The sequence below is a fragment of the Akkermansiaceae bacterium genome (assembly GCA_017798145.1).
GTDB lineage: Bacteria > Verrucomicrobiota > Verrucomicrobiia > Verrucomicrobiales > Akkermansiaceae > Luteolibacter.
The window spans coordinates 1,046,072-1,060,925 of the sequence record CP059069.1 but is presented as its reverse complement, the minus strand read 5'-3'; the positions used below and the strand labels follow the sequence as shown (position 1 = coordinate 1,060,925).

The following is a 14,854-nucleotide window of genomic DNA, read 5'->3' as shown; positions in this document are numbered from 1 at the left end:
GGGTCGCTTTATGGCAGGATGTCCGCATAGACCCCGGGATCGCTGCCGGGGATCTCGATGGCACCGCAGTTTTTCGCATAGAACTCGCGCGGGCCGACCCCGCCGATGATGCCGTATGCGTATCCGATGTCGCTGAGGGACTCGAGCGCCTTGAAGAGCAGCGCCTTGCCGAGGCCGGTGCCACGCGCGGACTCGATCACGCCGGTGGGGCCGAAGAAGCCCCGGTGGGTGGTCTCATAACAGGAGAAACCCAGGATCCGTTTTTCGCGCGTTGCGATCCAGCAGGAGACCGGCTGGCGGGTGAGGGCGACCCCGATCTCGCTCGCCCATTTTTCCGAGAAATTCTCGCGGGCGAATTTCTCGAGGGTGTGGGTCTCGAAGGCGCGGGCGCGGCGCAGGGTGATGCCTTGTGAGGCCACGCTGCGGTAGAGTTCGCCGGAATCCGGCAGGTCATAGAGCCGCACGAGCATGTCGATCATGTGGTGATAAAACGCCGGATCGGCCCCGAGGTGAAGCGCGGATTTGGCGATTTCCATGCTAGACCTAGCGGGGATGTCCACTAGGTTCGGGGTATGAAAATCCCACGGTTCTTTGCTGTCCTCGCCACGCTCCTCATCCAGCCGCTGCCAGCGCAGGAAAAATGGTTCGAGAAAATGGACGTCGGCCCGGCATGGATGAATACCTTCGGGGACTATTTCCAGGGCAAGAAGCGGATTGGGGCGGTCAAGGGGCTTTCCGTGGATCTCGGCGATGGCTGGCGTGCGCTGTATGATACCGAGACGCTGCGATTGGTGAGCGTTTCCAAGGGCGGCATCGAATGGGGCGGCACGCCATGGACGGGTCAGCACGGGAGATTGATCACGATGAACAACAAGGATGCGCTGCTGGTCACCGGTTCCGGGCCGGGCTGGGCGGATCGGGGCGGCTCCTTTGCGGATACGCGTGAGATACCGGGATACGGCAACATGGCGGACGCAAGGTTCACGGGGCATTACCGCCATGGGCGCGAGGTGGTGCTGGCATACACGGTCAACGGGACGGATGTGCTCGAGACGATTTCCAGGGACGGGGAGACGGTGACAAGGTCGTTCAGGTTCGATGCCAGGCCGGCCGATCTGACCATGGTGGTGGCGGATGGCATGGATGCTTCCAAGATGGTTGCCGGCGAGGGGATCAAGGTGGCTCCCGATCCGAAAAACGAAGGGCGCACGCTCGCCCGCATCACTGCCGGCGATGCCGGGCTTGTCGTCCAACTCGCCTTTTCCGCCGCCGGGAATCCGACCCTTGGGCCGGTGCCGGATTTCAACAAACTGACATCGGGCGGCCCCGGGATCTGGCCGGAGATCCTGATCACAGAGGGCAAGGTTTCCGCAGACAAGAACAAGCCGTATGTCACGGATTTGGTGTCGCTCCCGTCGGATAACCCGTGGGGGGCGAACCTGCGCTTCGGCGGCTTCGATTTCATCGATGCGGACTCGGCGGCGCTTTCCTCCTGGAACGGCGATGTCTGGATTGTCCGCGGACTTGCTGGCGATTGGAAGGAGCTGAAATGGCAGAGGATCGCCTCGGGGCTTTTCGAGACGCTCGGGGTCAAGGTTGTGGACGGAACAATCCACGTGAACGGGCGCGACCAGATCACCAAGCTCATCGACCTGAACGGTGATGGGGAAACGGATCATTTCCAGGTGTTCAACCGGGATGTCTATGTCTCGGAAAATTTCCACGAATTCGCCTTCGATCTCCAGACGGACAAGGAAGGGAATTTCTATTTCTCCAAAGGCGCGCCGGTTCGCGGCGGTGGGCGCGGGTTCGATAGGATCCTGCCGCACCACGGCATCGTTGCGAAGATTTCCCCGGACGGGAAAAAATTCGAGGTGCTTGCCACCGGCCTGCGCGCACCGGGCGGCGTGGGCATCGGGCCGAACGGCGAGATCACCACGGGGGAGAACGAGGGCACATGGCAGCCTGCGTGCAAGATCAACTTCGTGAAGGCCGCGGATGTGCCTGCGTTCTTCGGCACGGAGCCAGCCCGGCATTCCCTGGCGGATGCGCCTTTCACCGAGCCGCTGATGTATCTGCCGATGGATGCGGACAATTCCGGCGGCTCCCAGGTGTGGGTGCCGGAGGGTGCGAAGTTCGGCCTGAAAGCGGGTGAGTTGCTCCACCTTTCCTACGGGAAATCCAGTATCTACCGCGTGCTTCCGGTTTCCTACAACGGCAAGCCGCAGGCAGGTGCGGTGAAGCTGCCGATCCAGCTGCAATCCTCCGCGATGCGCGCTCGTTTCCATGAGGACGGCTCGATGTATGTGCTCGGCTTCCGTGGCTGGCAGACGAATGCGGCCACCGAGTGCGCCTTCCAGCGCATCCGCTACAACGCCGGTGCGCCGGCGATGCTTCCCGAGAAGCTCGGTTACTCTGACACAGGTGTGACGATAGCCTTCCCGGTGGAGCTGGATGACGAGCTTGCCGAGGATGTGACGAGCTACTCGGTGCAGCGCTGGGATTATGTGCGCGGGCCGCAATATGGATCCGGCGAGTTTTCCGTGGATAACCCGGACGCGGAGGCTAGGGAGCAGGCACTCGCGGCGGAATCGAAAGGTCACCGCAAGCGGGACAAGGTGAACGTGCTTTCGGCAAAGCTTTCGGCGGATGGCAAAAGTGTTGAGCTGGCCCTGGAAGGGATGAAGCCGGCGATGGGGCTCAAGATCGGATACGACCTTGAGGATACGGAGGGGGAAGTGCTGAACAGCGAGATCCATGCGACGGTTTACGGGAAATGACGTGATATGATGCTCCGGAAATTCATCCTCGCCGCCGCCCTGTGCGGTTACGCCCATGCGGAACTGGTAGCCACCTTCACACAGGGCGATTCGAAGGATGTGCGGATGGACAGGCTGCCCGCCGTCTCGGTGGCGGCCGGGACGGCTCCATCCGCATTCCTCGATGCGGGGGCCTTCGCGGTGGAGTGGACGGGCGAGATCGTTTTGAAAGAGCGGCGCAGGCTGTATTTTTCCTTCGAAGGGAAGGGCAAGGCCGTGCTGAACATCGCCGGTGAGGAGGTGCTCGCCAGTGAGGGGGAGCTGGCGGAGCAAAAATCGAAAAGGCTGCGGCTCAATCCGGGCTCCCATGCCGTTTCCATCCGCTATGAAAGCGCTGAGGATGGCAGCGGGCAGTTCCGGCTTTATTGGGAGGAGGAGGAAATGCCGCGCCAGACGATCCCGCCGGAGGCCTTTGCGGTGGAGCCGACGGAGGAGGCGAAGCTCGGGGGAATCGAGCGGCGCGGAAGGATGGCTTTCACCCAGCAGAATTGCGCGAAGTGCCATGCTCCGGAGGCCGGTTTCGGTGCGTCGCCAATGCCTGAGACGGGCGAGATCGCGCCGATTTTGGCGGGGCTGGGTGACAGGGTTTCGGAAAAATGGCTGAGGGATTGGATCGCGGATCCGAAGGCGCTGAAGCCGACCACGCACATGCCGCGCATGGTCGATCCGGGGACGCCCGAGGGCTTGCAGCAGGCGGCGGATCTTGCCGCTTTCCTGATGGCGCAGAAGACAGGCGCGGAGGCGGCACCGGCCCCCGATCCGGCGCTGGCGAAGGATGGCGGTGCGCACTTCCATGAGCTCGGCTGCGTGGCCTGCCATTTCCCGGCGGGCGAGGCAGCAGCGGACGATGGCACAGGTCGTGTGCCGCTCAACAATGTGGCATCCAAATTCCAGCCCGGCGAACTGGTGGCCTTCCTGAAAAAACCGGAGGCTTACCATCCCTTCACGGGGATGCCGAATTTCCAGCTCTCCGATGCGGAGGCGACCTCGCTGGCTGCGTTCCTGCGGGCGGAATCCGAAGGCAAGGAAACGAAAACCGGTTACGTCTTTCCGAAAGGCGATGCAACACGCGGTGCGGCGGTTTCCGAAAGTTTGCAATGCGGCACCTGCCATCCGGGTTTGCCGGGCGGTGTCCCGAAAACCCCGTCTCTTGATGCGGTGTTCAAGGCGGACTGGGCGCGGAAGGGATGCATCGCGGAGTCCGACAAACGGCCGGTGCTGCCGGTGCCGAACCTGCGCGAAGGCGAGCGCGAGGCCTTGGTTGCGTTTTCAAAAAAAGGCCATGCGGCCCTGATGAAGGACTGTAGCGCGGAGTTCGCGGAGCGGCAGATCGATGCGAAACGCTGCACCGCCTGCCATTCGATGGATGGGGAGGCGGCGCTGCTCAGTTCCCTCCATGGCACCACCGCCGGGCTGGCCGCGCATATCGAGGGTCTTGACGAGCGGGTGGATCAGAGCAGGCCGCAGCTCACCTTCATCGGGGAAATGCTCTACACAAGTTACATCGAGGCGATGCTGGCCGGAACCGCCAAACCCCGCCCGAGACCATGGCTCGGGACGCGCATGCCCGCGTTTTCCGCATATGCGAAACCGTTTTCCGAAGGGCTTAGCCGAATGCACGGCTTCGAGCCATTTGGGCCGGTGAAAGTGGAGGTGGACAAGGAACTTGCGGAGATCGGCAAGGGCTTGGTCGGGGCGGATGGCTTCGGCTGCACCACATGCCATGGCATCGGCGACCAGGCGCCGACGGCGGCCTTCGAGGTCGGTGCGGTGAATTTCAGCCTCACCCCGGAGCGGCTGCGCGAGGGTTATTATCATCGCTGGATGGACAATCCTGCGGCCGTAGTGCCGGGGAGCAAGATGCCACGCTACGCGGAGGGCAACGAATCCCAGCGCGGCGACATCCTCGATGGCGATGCCCGCAAGCAATACGAGGCGATCTGGCAGTGGCTTCACTCGCAGTGACAGGCAATGCAGCCCTTCCGCGGTATGTCTGGAGCCTTTCGGGCTTGCGGAGCCGCAAGTCTTCGCTGAAACTGTCCGCATGAATACGGTGACGGATCGGTTGAGGAATTTCTTGCAGTTCGTGGCTGTCAAACTCATCGACAACCCATCCCAGGCGCAGCTCAAGGTTGCGGAACTGGGGCCGAAGCGTTTGCGCTTCAAGCTGGTGATGGCTCAGGAGGATGTGGCGATGCTCATCGGCCGCAACGGCTTCACGGCATCGGCGATCCGCAGCGTCCTGAACGCGGCGGCAGAGAAGGAGGGGGTGAAGGTGAACCTCCAGATCCACTCCCACGAGGAGGAGGCGGAATTCCTGGCCCGCGAAGGCTGATGGGCCTTGCCGCTGGCATGTGGGGTGCTTATTGAGGCCGCAGGAAACCTTTTTCCACGCCCCTATGTCCATCCATGTCGCGCTGCACCACCGAACGAGCTACGAATACGACAAGGCCGTCGAGCACGGGCCGCATGTCGTGAGGCTCCGCCCCGCCGCTCACTCGAAAACACGGGTGCTCTCCTACTCGCTCAAGATCGGGCCGGGAGACCATTTCATCAACTGGCAGCAGGATCCCCAAGGCAACTACCTTGCTCGGCTCGTATTCAACGAGCCGATGCCGAGGCTGGATGTGGAGGTGGATCTCGTCGTTGAGATGGCGGTGCACAATCCCTTCGATTTCTTCCTGGAGGAGAAGGCCGAGAAGTATCCGTTCACCTACGAAGCGGATGTCGCCAAGGAGCTCGCACCCTATCTGGAGGTCGAGGATGCGGGGCGGCGGATGAACCATTGCATCAATTATTTCCGGAAGAAAACCGGCCGCACCATCGACGTGCTGGTGGAGCTCAACGCCGCCGCGCAGAAGGCGGTGGAATACAAGATACGGATGGAACCCGGCGTGCAGACACCGGAGGAGACCCTGGAAAAAGGCTCCGGCTCCTGCCGCGATTCCGCGTGGATGCTGGTCAATGTCCTGCGTGGCATGGGACTCGCGGCGCGCTTCGTCTCCGGCTACCTGATCCAGCTCAAGGCCGATGTCGAAAGCCTCGACGGGCCGAGCGGATCGGAGGTGGATTTCACCGATCTCCACGCCTGGACGGAGGTCTATCTGCCCGGTGCCGGATGGATAGGCCTCGATCCGACATCCGGGCTTCTGGCCGGTGAGGGCCATCTGCCGCTGGCATGCTCGCCGCGCCCCGGCAGCGCCGCTGCGGTCTCCGGCGGCACCGCGCCATGCGAATCCACCATGGAGCACGAGATGAGCGTGAAGCGCATCTACGAGTCCCCGCGCACCACGCTTCCCTATACTGATGACCAGTGGGAACGCATCAACGCCCTCGGCCACGACATCGACCTGGAGATGAAAGCCATGGACGTGCGACTCACCATGGGCGGCGAGCCGACCTTCATTTCCATGGACGACTTCGACGGTGCGGAGTGGAACACCGCCGCACAGGGGCCGACGAAACGCAAGCTCTCCGACAAGCTCATCAAGAAACTCCACGGCCACTTCGCGCCCGGCGGGCTTTTGTTTTACGGACAGGGGAAATGGTATCCCGGCGAGGAACTGCCGCGCTGGAGCCTCTGCTGCTATTGGCGCAAGGATGGCGTGCCCATCTGGGAAAATGTTTCCCTCATCGCCGACGAATCGAAGGACTACGGCCACGGCCCGGTGGAGGCGGAGCGTTTCGGCAAGGCGCTGGCGGCGGGCTTCGGGGTGGATGAAAAATTTCTGATGAATGCCTACGAGGACGCGTTTTACTACATGTGGCGCGAGCGGCGGATGCCAAGCAATGTTGATCCGCTGAAATCGAATTTGAAGAACAAGCTGGAGCGTGACCGACTGGCTCGCCTTTTCGATACCGGGCTGAATACTGTCACCGGCCATGTTCTACCACTGAAAAAGAAGGAAGTCGGTGGTGTGAGAAAGTGGATCAGCGGATCATGGTTTCTGCGTGAGGAGACGCTTTTCCTGCTGCCCGGAGACTCCGCGATGGGCTACCGCCTCCCGCTCGACTCCCTGCCATGGGTGAAAAAGGAGGAGTATCCGTGGACCATCCCGCAAGATCCCACGGCGGACTACGCCCCGTTGCCGTCGCGCGATGCGGTGATGCAGATCCGTGGTGATGGCAATGCGCGCATGGCCGCATCGAAAGCCTCGCAGGATGCAGAAGCGGCGATGCCGAACCCCGCCCACGACGATCTCCGCGCCACTCTCTCCGAAGCGGAGGCCGCACTCCTCCGCGAGCCAGGGCAACAGGAAAGCGCAAGCTGGATCACCCGCGCCGCGCTCTGTATTGAGCCGCGCAACGGCAGGCTGCACATTTTCCTGCCGCCTGTGGATACTACCGAGGATTTCCTGGAATTGGTCGCCGTGATCGAAAAGGTTGCGCGGGATCTGGAGATGCCGGTGATTTTGGAAGGCACGCCGCCATCGTTTGACCCGAGGCTGGAGGTGGTGAAAGTCACGCCAGACCCAGGTGTGATCGAGGTGAACCTGCAGCCCGCCGCAAGCTGGGAGGCTCTTGTTAGAAATACCACCGTCCTTTACGAAGAGGCGCGCCTGTGTCGTCTTGTGACGGAGAAATTCATGGTCGATGGCCGCCACACCGGCACCGGCGGCGGCAACCACATCATCATCGGCGGCGAGACGCCATCCGACAGCCCCATTCTGCGCAGGCCGGATCTGCTGCGGAGCATGATCACCTTCTGGAACCACCATCCATCCCTAAGCTACCTTTTCTCGGGGCTTTTCATCGGCCCAACCTCGCAGGCTCCTCGCATTGATGAGGGCAGGAATGATTCGATCCATGAGTTGGAGGTCGCGTTCCGGACTCTGGAGGGCGATGGGAATGCGGTGCCATGGAAGGTTGACCGCGCGTTCCGCAACCTGCTTATCGATGCGACCGGAAACACCCACCGCGCGGAATTCTGCATCGACAAGCTATACTCGCCGGACACCGCGACGGGACGGCTGGGCCTGCTGGAAATGCGCGGCTTTGAGATGCCGCCGCACTCACGCATGAGCCTTGCGCAGCATCTGGTGCTACGCGGATTGGTTGCGCGGTTCTGGAAAGAGCCTTACGAAAAACCCTTGGTCCGCTGGGACAGCGAGATTCACGACCGCTGGATGCTGCCGCATTTCATCTGGCAGGATTTCAACGAGGTTCTGGCCGATCTCCGCAGACATGGATACGAGGTCGATCCCGCGTGGTTTGATCCGCACCTTGAGTTCCGTTTCCCGCGGATCGGTGATCTGACACAGTTCGGGATCGAGATGGAGCTACGTCATGCCATCGAGCCATGGCATGTGCTAGGCGAGGAAGGTGCGGCGGGCGGCGCTGTTAGATATGTTGATTCCTCGGTGGAGCGGATGGAGATCAAGGTCAAGGGCATGACAGGGGAGCGGCATATCGTCACGTGCAATGGCTACCGCGTGCCTCTGCATTCCACCGGAACACATGGCGAGTTTGTCGCCGGAGTCCGCTACCGCGCCTGGCAGCCGCCGAACTGCCTGCACCCGACCATCCCCGTCCATACGCCGCTGGTTTTCGACCTCGTGGATACTTGGAACGATGCCTCGGTGGCGGGTTGCACCTACCACGCCTCCCATCCGGGCGGCCTCAGCCATGAGGATTTTCCGGTGAACTCCTTCGAGGCGGAATCACGGCGTCTAGCACGCTTTTTCCGACATGGACACACCGGAGGGAAAGTCACCGTCATGGAGCCGAAGCCCAGCCCGGATTTCCCCTTCACGCTGGATCTGCGGATGATGCCGGACAAGGTGTGAGGGCTCTCCAGTAGCTCTACTCCGGAAGCAGCAGGGAAGGTGGGGTGCCGCCCCAGACCGGGTGGTTTGGATCCAGCAGGTTCTGACCGTCGAGAATAGCCTGGCCATTGCTGCGGTTGATGGAGAGGACTTGCACGGAGCCGTCTGTGAAAAGGACGACCGCTTTTCCATCGAAGGGCATGGGATCAAACTCGTCGCTGCCGGGCTTGAAGGGAGTCATGGCGAGGGGGCGTGTGGGGCCGAGCAGTTTTTCGATATTCTCGATGTATCCGAAGCCGCATTCTCCGGGGGACAGGGCGCTGTCGCCGGAGATGATTCCGTCGGGTTTACGGCTTCCAGCGGACTTTGCGTAAAACATATCTTCGCTTGCAGTGATCTCTGCGTGGAAGAGTTGGCGAAACCTCGCGTTTGACGAAGAACTGGTTGCCGCTTCTTCACCAGCATCCTCGGCTACGGGTGCCGCCGTGGTGGCGTTGGGTAGGCTTCCGTAATCCACCTCGAACTCGGCCAGGGCGTAGTAAATCTGCTTTGCATTCGCGATCGCCATGGTTTGCTCCGCTTTTTTCTTCTGGCGGATCACCATCGGCGCGGTGAGCCCTGCCATCATGGCGATAAAAACAAAGACTCCCAGATATCCCGTGATGAGCCCCGCGATTGCGAAGCCACCACCGGTAAGCTGTCCTTGGGACCGCTTGATTTTGCCGAGTGAGAGGTGCCCGCAGATGACCGCGGGTATGGCGGTGATGCCGCACAAAAACGAAGAAATCCCGAGCACCATGCTGGTGATGGCGAGCCCGGAATTTACCGCAGGTAGTCCGGCAGCTGGTCCCGCCTGGAGCTGGGGCGGGCCGCCAAGGAGGTGGCTTGCCTGGGAAAGGGGGATCCAGCCATCCATGCCCTCTGCCCAGACGAGATCCGATGGCTGGTAGAGGCCGCCGGCGAGGCCTGCCTGGATTTCCTGCTGCGAAAACGGGCCGGTCTGCTTGCCTTTGTGCTGGATGAAAATTCCCATGGGTGAATCGGATGCGAAACCCGATTTCATGGAAAGGAGAAAATGAGCGGGTTGATCGCCCTGGGGTCGACCGGCCATTCTTTGGCCAAAGAATTCAGGATAAGGATTGGGAAAGGGCGCGGGTTCTGATTCATTCGGCGCAGATGAATCAGCGGCAGAGATTTTCCCCGGCGATGGGTGCGGTGCTTGCCGAGGCAGCCCCAGCCGGGGTGTGGAACGAGCTGCTGGATCCCCAGGGGCGGGTGAGGCCGTGTTGGGCGGAGATGTCCGCAAGGATCCAGCGCTGGACGGCGGATGAGAAGCGGTCGCTGGTCGAGGAAACCGCACGCATGCTCGAAGACCTCGGCACCACCTACAACGTCTATCGAGATGTCGGAGGTGCGGGGCAGCCGTATGAGATCGATCCCATCCCGTTCATCCTGGAGTGGCGGGAGTGGGAAACGGTGGCGCAGGGCTTGGCGCAGCGGATGAAATTGCTGGAGGCGGTGCTGGAGGATCTTTACGGCCCGCGGCGACTGCTGAAGGACGGCCTGTTGCCGCCGGATCTCGTCCATGCCAGCCCGGCCTTCCACCAATCGACCCGCGACATCCATCCCGCGGGGGGGAAATGGCTGTTGGTGAGCGGCTGCGATCTGGTGCGCGAGCCGAACGGTGTCTGGACGGTGCTGAGGGATCACACCCACACGCCCGGCGGGCTGGGGCAGACCTTGGAGAACCGCAGTGTGGTTTCCTCGGTGCTGCCGGATCTCTTCGAGAGCTCGCGGGTGGCGAAGCTGCGCCCGTTTTTCGATGCGGAACACGCCGCATTGCAAGGCCTGGAGACGAGCCGGGGCGGGGTTTCCAATGTGGTTTTCCTGACGCCGGGCTATCATCATCCGTCGTATTTCGAGCACGCCTACAAGGCTCGGCTGTTAGGGATTTCCCTGGTGGAGGCGGCGGATCTGACGGTTCGTGAGCGGCGGCTTTTCCTGAAAACCCTCGGCGGGCTGCGGAGGGTGGACGGGGTCTTGAGCCGCTTGGAGGAGGATGGGATCGATCCTCTGGAGTTCTGGACATCCGGCGGCGGCGGGGTGCCGGGGTTGATCGAGGCGTGGCGGTCTGGGAACGTGGCGCTGCTCAATGCTCCGGGCTCCGGCTTTGCGGGATCTTCGGCATTGCAGGCGTTTTTGCCGCTGATCTGCCGGGAGTGGCTCGGCGAGGAGCTGCAGCTGCCCTTCGTCGAGAGCTGGTGGCTGGGGCAGCAGGCTGTGCGCGAAAGGGTGGCAAACGATCTCAACGGTTTCGTCCTGCTCTCCGCCTTCGGGAAAGACCGGCTCCTGCCCATCAGGTGGAGCACGCTGATCGCCGCATCGAGGAGGCAGTGGATGGGGCAGATCGTGCAGAGGCCTTGGGATTTCGTGGTGCAGCGCGACATGTCGCCGAGCCTTGTGCCATCCATGCAGGGGCGCGGTGTGCAGAACAGGCCGCTGATCTGGCGGACGTTTTGCCTGAACGGGCGCGATGGTCCGGTGGTGCTGCCGGGGGGGCTGGCGCGGGTCGGAAAGATCGGCGTGCCGCCGCAGCTGTGGCCGGATCATGAGGGTTTCACCAAGGATGTTTGGCTGACGGGGACGGCCTCTGCGGCGGGCAGCGTGGATATCCATCGCCCCATCTCCGGGGAAAGGCTGGGGATGACTCCGGAGGTGCCGAGCCGGATTGCGGAGCAGCTTTTCTGGGTGGGCAGGTATGCGGAGAGGGTTGAGAGCGTGACGCGGATGCTGCGGGTGACGCTGCGCTGCATCGAGGGTGAGAGCGGGCGTAGGCAAAGGGATCAGCTCGATGCCTGCGTGCGGCTGCTGGAGGGCAGCGCATTGCTGGGCGAGGAGGTCGGGAAAATGAGATCCGTGGAGCAGCTTTCCACCCTGATTTTCGCAAAGGAGCATCCAGGCAGCCTGGCGAACCTCGTCGATTCGCTCATCGGGAATGCGGCGAGCGCGAGGGATAGGCTTTCCGACGATACGTGGATTTTCTTCAACCAGCTCAAGGGCATCGTGGACAGCGCGAGCCGGGTGCCGCGGGCGGCGGATCTGCTGCGGACATTGGATAGGATGCTGCTACACCTTTCCGCATTCTCCGGGATGCAGGCGGAGAACATGATACGCGGCCAGGGCTGGCGTTTCCTGGAGACCGGGCGGCGCATCGAGCGCGGGCTGGCCGTGCTCAACCTGCTCCGCACCGCCGTTTCCGACCAATCCATGCTCGAGCCGCTCATCGAGATCTGCGACAGCGTGATGACCTACCGGAGGCGCTACTTCTCAAGGCCGGAATGGCCGGGCGTGGTGGATCTCCTTTTCAGGGATGACAGCAACCCCCGCTCCGTTGCGTTCCAGGTTTCCGTCCTCAGGCAGGAGGCGGACCGTTTCCCGGGCGAGCCGAGCTTCGGGCTTTTCCCCAGGATCATGGAAAGGGTGGTGGAGCTCGATGCGCTGCTTTCCTCCGGGATCCAGCCGGACGAAGCCACCCTCGACGGCCTGGTGGAATCCCTCGCCGGTCTTTCCGACCTGCTGACCCAGCACTACTTCAGCCACTCGGTGCGCAGGGTCTACTAGGCAAACAATGAAGCTCCGAAAACCGAAACGCTGAAATTCGGAAGTGCTTTGGATTTCCGGGTATTTCGGGTAGATAAAACAATCTTGCCCTCGGGGGTGCGGCAGGGGATGCTGTGGGGGGACGAGAAACGATGGCGAACCGAGTGAACAAAAAGCGCGGCGATGTGGAGGAGCCAAAGAAATGGTCCACGGAGATCGCGGGCGTGAGCTGGATGGGCGGCGGGCTGATCCTGCTGCTCTCCCTGCTTTCCTTCAGCCCGGCGGACTTGCCGGATTGGGGGATGTTTGAGCCTTTCGCCGACAAAAGCGGTGCCAGCGGCGACAACTGGCTCGGCTCGGTGGGCGGGGTGCTGGCCTTCTTGCAGATCCTCATCCTCGGTGCGGCAGGCTGGATGCTGGCGATCGGGTTCATCTGGTTCGGGGTGATGAAGCTGGCTTTTCGCGGCAGGATCTGGCCGCGCATGGCGCTGGGTCTGGCTGTGGTGCTGCTAGCCGGGGCGGTCTGGCTTCATGCCGCAGGCATTTTTTTCGGAGAGTGGGTGGCCCGCTGCAATCTTCCCGGCCGACCGGGTGGGGTGCTCGGGAATACGGTTGGGGGTTTCCTGATGATGCCGGTGATCGGGAAACCGGGATCCATTGCGGTGGCCAGCCTCGCCTATCTGCTTGGTCTGATCTGGCTGACCGGCCAGAGGCCGCTTGATTTCGCACGCGGCTGCCACCGGCTGCTCAAGGCGAGATACGATGCCTGGAAGGAAAGCCGCACCGAGGCAGGCCGCGCGGCCGCCCGCGAGAAGGAGCTTCTCAACGAGCGCGAGCGCCAGCGCGAACAGCGCAGGCTGGAGCGCGAGCTGGCCAAGCTCAAGGCCGCCGAAACCGACGAGCCGGGCCAGAAGCAACTGCCGATGCGCGAGACACCTGCACCCCAGATCATCGACTCCTCGCAGCGCCGCTCCACCGGGCCGATGGAGGCGGGCGCAAAGCCATTCGAGCGGAAAAAGCCCGGGCACCAGTCGCTGTCGGTTTCCGGCTTCGAGGACTACGACCTGCCTGGCTTCGATCTCCTTGATGCGGTGGAGGTGGAGGCGGAGGCGGCGAACCACCAGGAACTTCTCGGAATCCAGACGACCATCGTAGAGACGCTGAAAGCCTTCGGGATCGAGGTGACGGCCGGGGACATCACCCGCGGCCCGACGATCACGCGCTATGAGATCTATCCATCGACGGGCCTGCGCGTTTCTCGGATCTCACAGCTGGAGGCGGATCTCGCCCGTGCGACCTGCGCGGAGCGCATCAACATCCTCGCACCCATCCCCGGCAAGGACACGGTCGGCATCGAGATCGCGAACTCCAACAAAGTGGCCGTGCCGCTCCATGAGCTACTGCACGATCCCGAGTTCCGCTCCGCGAAAAAGAAAATCCCGCTGGCGCTCGGGAAGGACGTTTACGGGAAAACCGTCATCGGCGATCTCGCTGCCATGCCCCACCTTCTCGTGGCGGGTGCGACCGGCTCGGGGAAATCCGTATGCATCAATTCCATCATCGCATCGATCCTCTTCAAGTTCGGCCCGGACGAGCTGCGCTTCATCATGGTGGATCCGAAGGTGGTGGAGATGCAGATGTACAACAAGCTGCCGCACATGGTCGTGCCGGTGGTGACCGATCCGAAGAAGACCGTGGCCGCGCTCAAGTGGGTGGTCAACGAGATGGAGAAGCGCTACAAGATTTTCGCGAAAATGGGGGTCAGGAACTTCGATGGCTACAACAACCGCCCGCGTGAGGAAAAGGCCGCCCCTGCGGAGATGCCCGAGGCGGAGGAGCCGGAGGTGAACCTCGACGACATCGAGGAGATCGCCACCGCCCTGGAAGACGGCGACCTGGGTCCGGAGGCGGATTTCGAGGAGCTGGAGATCGAGGAGGATGAGATCCCGGATCGTTTCCCGTATATCGTTGTCCTGATCGACGAGCTTGCGGATCTGATGCAAACGGCTCCTGCGGATGTGGAGATGTGCATTGCGCGCATCGCACAGAAAGCTCGTGCGGCGGGCATCCACCTGATTATCGCGACCCAAACGCCGCGCGCGGATGTTGTGACCGGGATCATCAAGGCGAACATCCCGAGCCGGATCGCGTTCCAGGTTTCCTCGGCGCTCGACTCGCGGGTCATACTCGACACCAAGGGAGCTGACAAGCTGGTCGGCAAGGGTGACATGCTCTATCTGCCGCCCGGCTCGGCGAAGCTGGAGCGCGCCCAGGGCGCTTTCGTTTCCGATGCCGAGGTGGAGCGCATCGTCGATCACTGCGCGAGGCAGGCGAAGCCGAATTACGAGAACGACATCCGCGAAACCATCGACGCGGCCGGGATGGACGATGAGGAGGAGATCTCCGATGCGGACGAGGAGCTGATCATCAGGTGCATCGAGGTGGTGAGGCAGGAGCAGAAAGCAAGCACCTCGCTCCTCCAGCGCAGGCTCCGCCTGGGCTACACGAGGGCGGCGCGGATGGTGGATATCCTTGAGCAGCGCGGGGTCGTCGGCCCCGGCGAGGGCGCGAAGGCGCGTGAGGTTTTCCTGAAATGAAGATTCAAAACTCAAATTTCAGGCAAGTGTCGTGGTGCGGTGTTTCCCGGAAGGTGCGGCATGCCCCCTGTTT

The 14,854-nt window shown here is 62.3% G+C and carries 8 protein-coding genes; 6 read left to right on the top strand and 2 right to left on the bottom strand.

Going from position 1 to position 14,854, the window contains the following annotated elements; all coding sequences use genetic code 11:
• Positions 1-8: 8 nt before the first annotated feature.
• Positions 9-479 (bottom strand): GNAT family N-acetyltransferase, encoded by a 471-nt coding sequence (locus HZ994_04435; protein QTN34316.1) that lies wholly within the window; start codon positions 477-479, stop codon positions 9-11.
• Between the two features lie 93 nt (positions 480-572).
• Between HZ994_04435 and HZ994_04430 the strand changes: the two genes are divergently transcribed.
• The 4 genes from HZ994_04430 (at position 573) to HZ994_04415 (ending at position 8,605) form a co-directional block, all read left to right on the top strand.
• Positions 573-2,780 (top strand): hypothetical protein, encoded by a 2,208-nt coding sequence (locus HZ994_04430; GenBank protein ID QTN31602.1) that lies wholly within the window; start codon positions 573-575, stop codon positions 2,778-2,780.
• 6 nt (positions 2,781-2,786) lie between these two features.
• Complete coding sequence (locus tag HZ994_04425; GenBank protein QTN31601.1) at positions 2,787-4,784, top strand: c-type cytochrome; 1,998 nt, start codon at positions 2,787-2,789, stop codon at positions 4,782-4,784.
• Positions 4,785-4,863: 79 nt separating this feature from the next.
• Complete coding sequence (locus HZ994_04420; protein QTN31600.1) at positions 4,864-5,154, top strand: KH domain-containing protein; 291 nt, start codon at positions 4,864-4,866, stop codon at positions 5,152-5,154.
• A gap of 64 nt (positions 5,155-5,218) precedes the next feature.
• Positions 5,219-8,605: a transglutaminase family protein gene (locus HZ994_04415; GenBank protein QTN31599.1), complete on the top strand. Its 3,387-nt coding sequence runs from the start codon at positions 5,219-5,221 to the stop codon at positions 8,603-8,605.
• A 16-nt stretch (positions 8,606-8,621) separates the two neighbouring features.
• On the opposite strand, the gene HZ994_04410 is transcribed toward HZ994_04415, so the two are convergent.
• On the bottom strand, positions 8,622-9,617 hold the full coding sequence (locus HZ994_04410) for a DUF4190 domain-containing protein (GenBank protein ID QTN31598.1): 996 nt from the start codon (positions 9,615-9,617) through the stop codon (positions 8,622-8,624).
• Between the two features lie 143 nt (positions 9,618-9,760).
• On the opposite strand from HZ994_04410, the gene HZ994_04405 reads away from it, so the two are divergent.
• Both HZ994_04405 and HZ994_04400 read left to right on the top strand, forming a co-directional pair.
• Positions 9,761-12,205 (top strand): circularly permuted type 2 ATP-grasp protein, encoded by a 2,445-nt coding sequence (locus HZ994_04405; protein ID QTN31597.1) that lies wholly within the window; start codon positions 9,761-9,763, stop codon positions 12,203-12,205.
• 131 nt (positions 12,206-12,336) lie between these two features.
• Positions 12,337-14,781, top strand: a complete 2,445-nt coding sequence (locus HZ994_04400; GenBank protein QTN31596.1) for a DNA translocase FtsK 4TM domain-containing protein — start codon at positions 12,337-12,339, stop codon at positions 14,779-14,781.
• Positions 14,782-14,854: the final 73 nt, after the last annotated feature.

Bases quoted from the DNA above. Each gene is read 5' to 3' on its own strand.
- HZ994_04435 (QTN34316.1), bottom strand. From the start codon at position 479: ATGATCGACATGCTCGTGCGGCTCTATGACCTGCCGGATTCCGGCGAA.
- HZ994_04430 (QTN31602.1), top strand. From the start codon at position 573: ATGAAAATCCCACGGTTCTTTGCTGTCCTCGCCACGCTCCTCATCCAG.
- HZ994_04425 (QTN31601.1), top strand. From the start codon at position 2,787: ATGATGCTCCGGAAATTCATCCTCGCCGCCGCCCTGTGCGGTTACGCC.
- HZ994_04420 (QTN31600.1), top strand. From the start codon at position 4,864: ATGAATACGGTGACGGATCGGTTGAGGAATTTCTTGCAGTTCGTGGCT.
- HZ994_04415 (QTN31599.1), top strand. From the start codon at position 5,219: ATGTCCATCCATGTCGCGCTGCACCACCGAACGAGCTACGAATACGAC.
- HZ994_04410 (QTN31598.1), bottom strand. From the start codon at position 9,617: ATGGGAATTTTCATCCAGCACAAAGGCAAGCAGACCGGCCCGTTTTCG.
- HZ994_04405 (QTN31597.1), top strand. From the start codon at position 9,761: ATGAATCAGCGGCAGAGATTTTCCCCGGCGATGGGTGCGGTGCTTGCC.
- HZ994_04400 (QTN31596.1), top strand. From the start codon at position 12,337: ATGGCGAACCGAGTGAACAAAAAGCGCGGCGATGTGGAGGAGCCAAAG.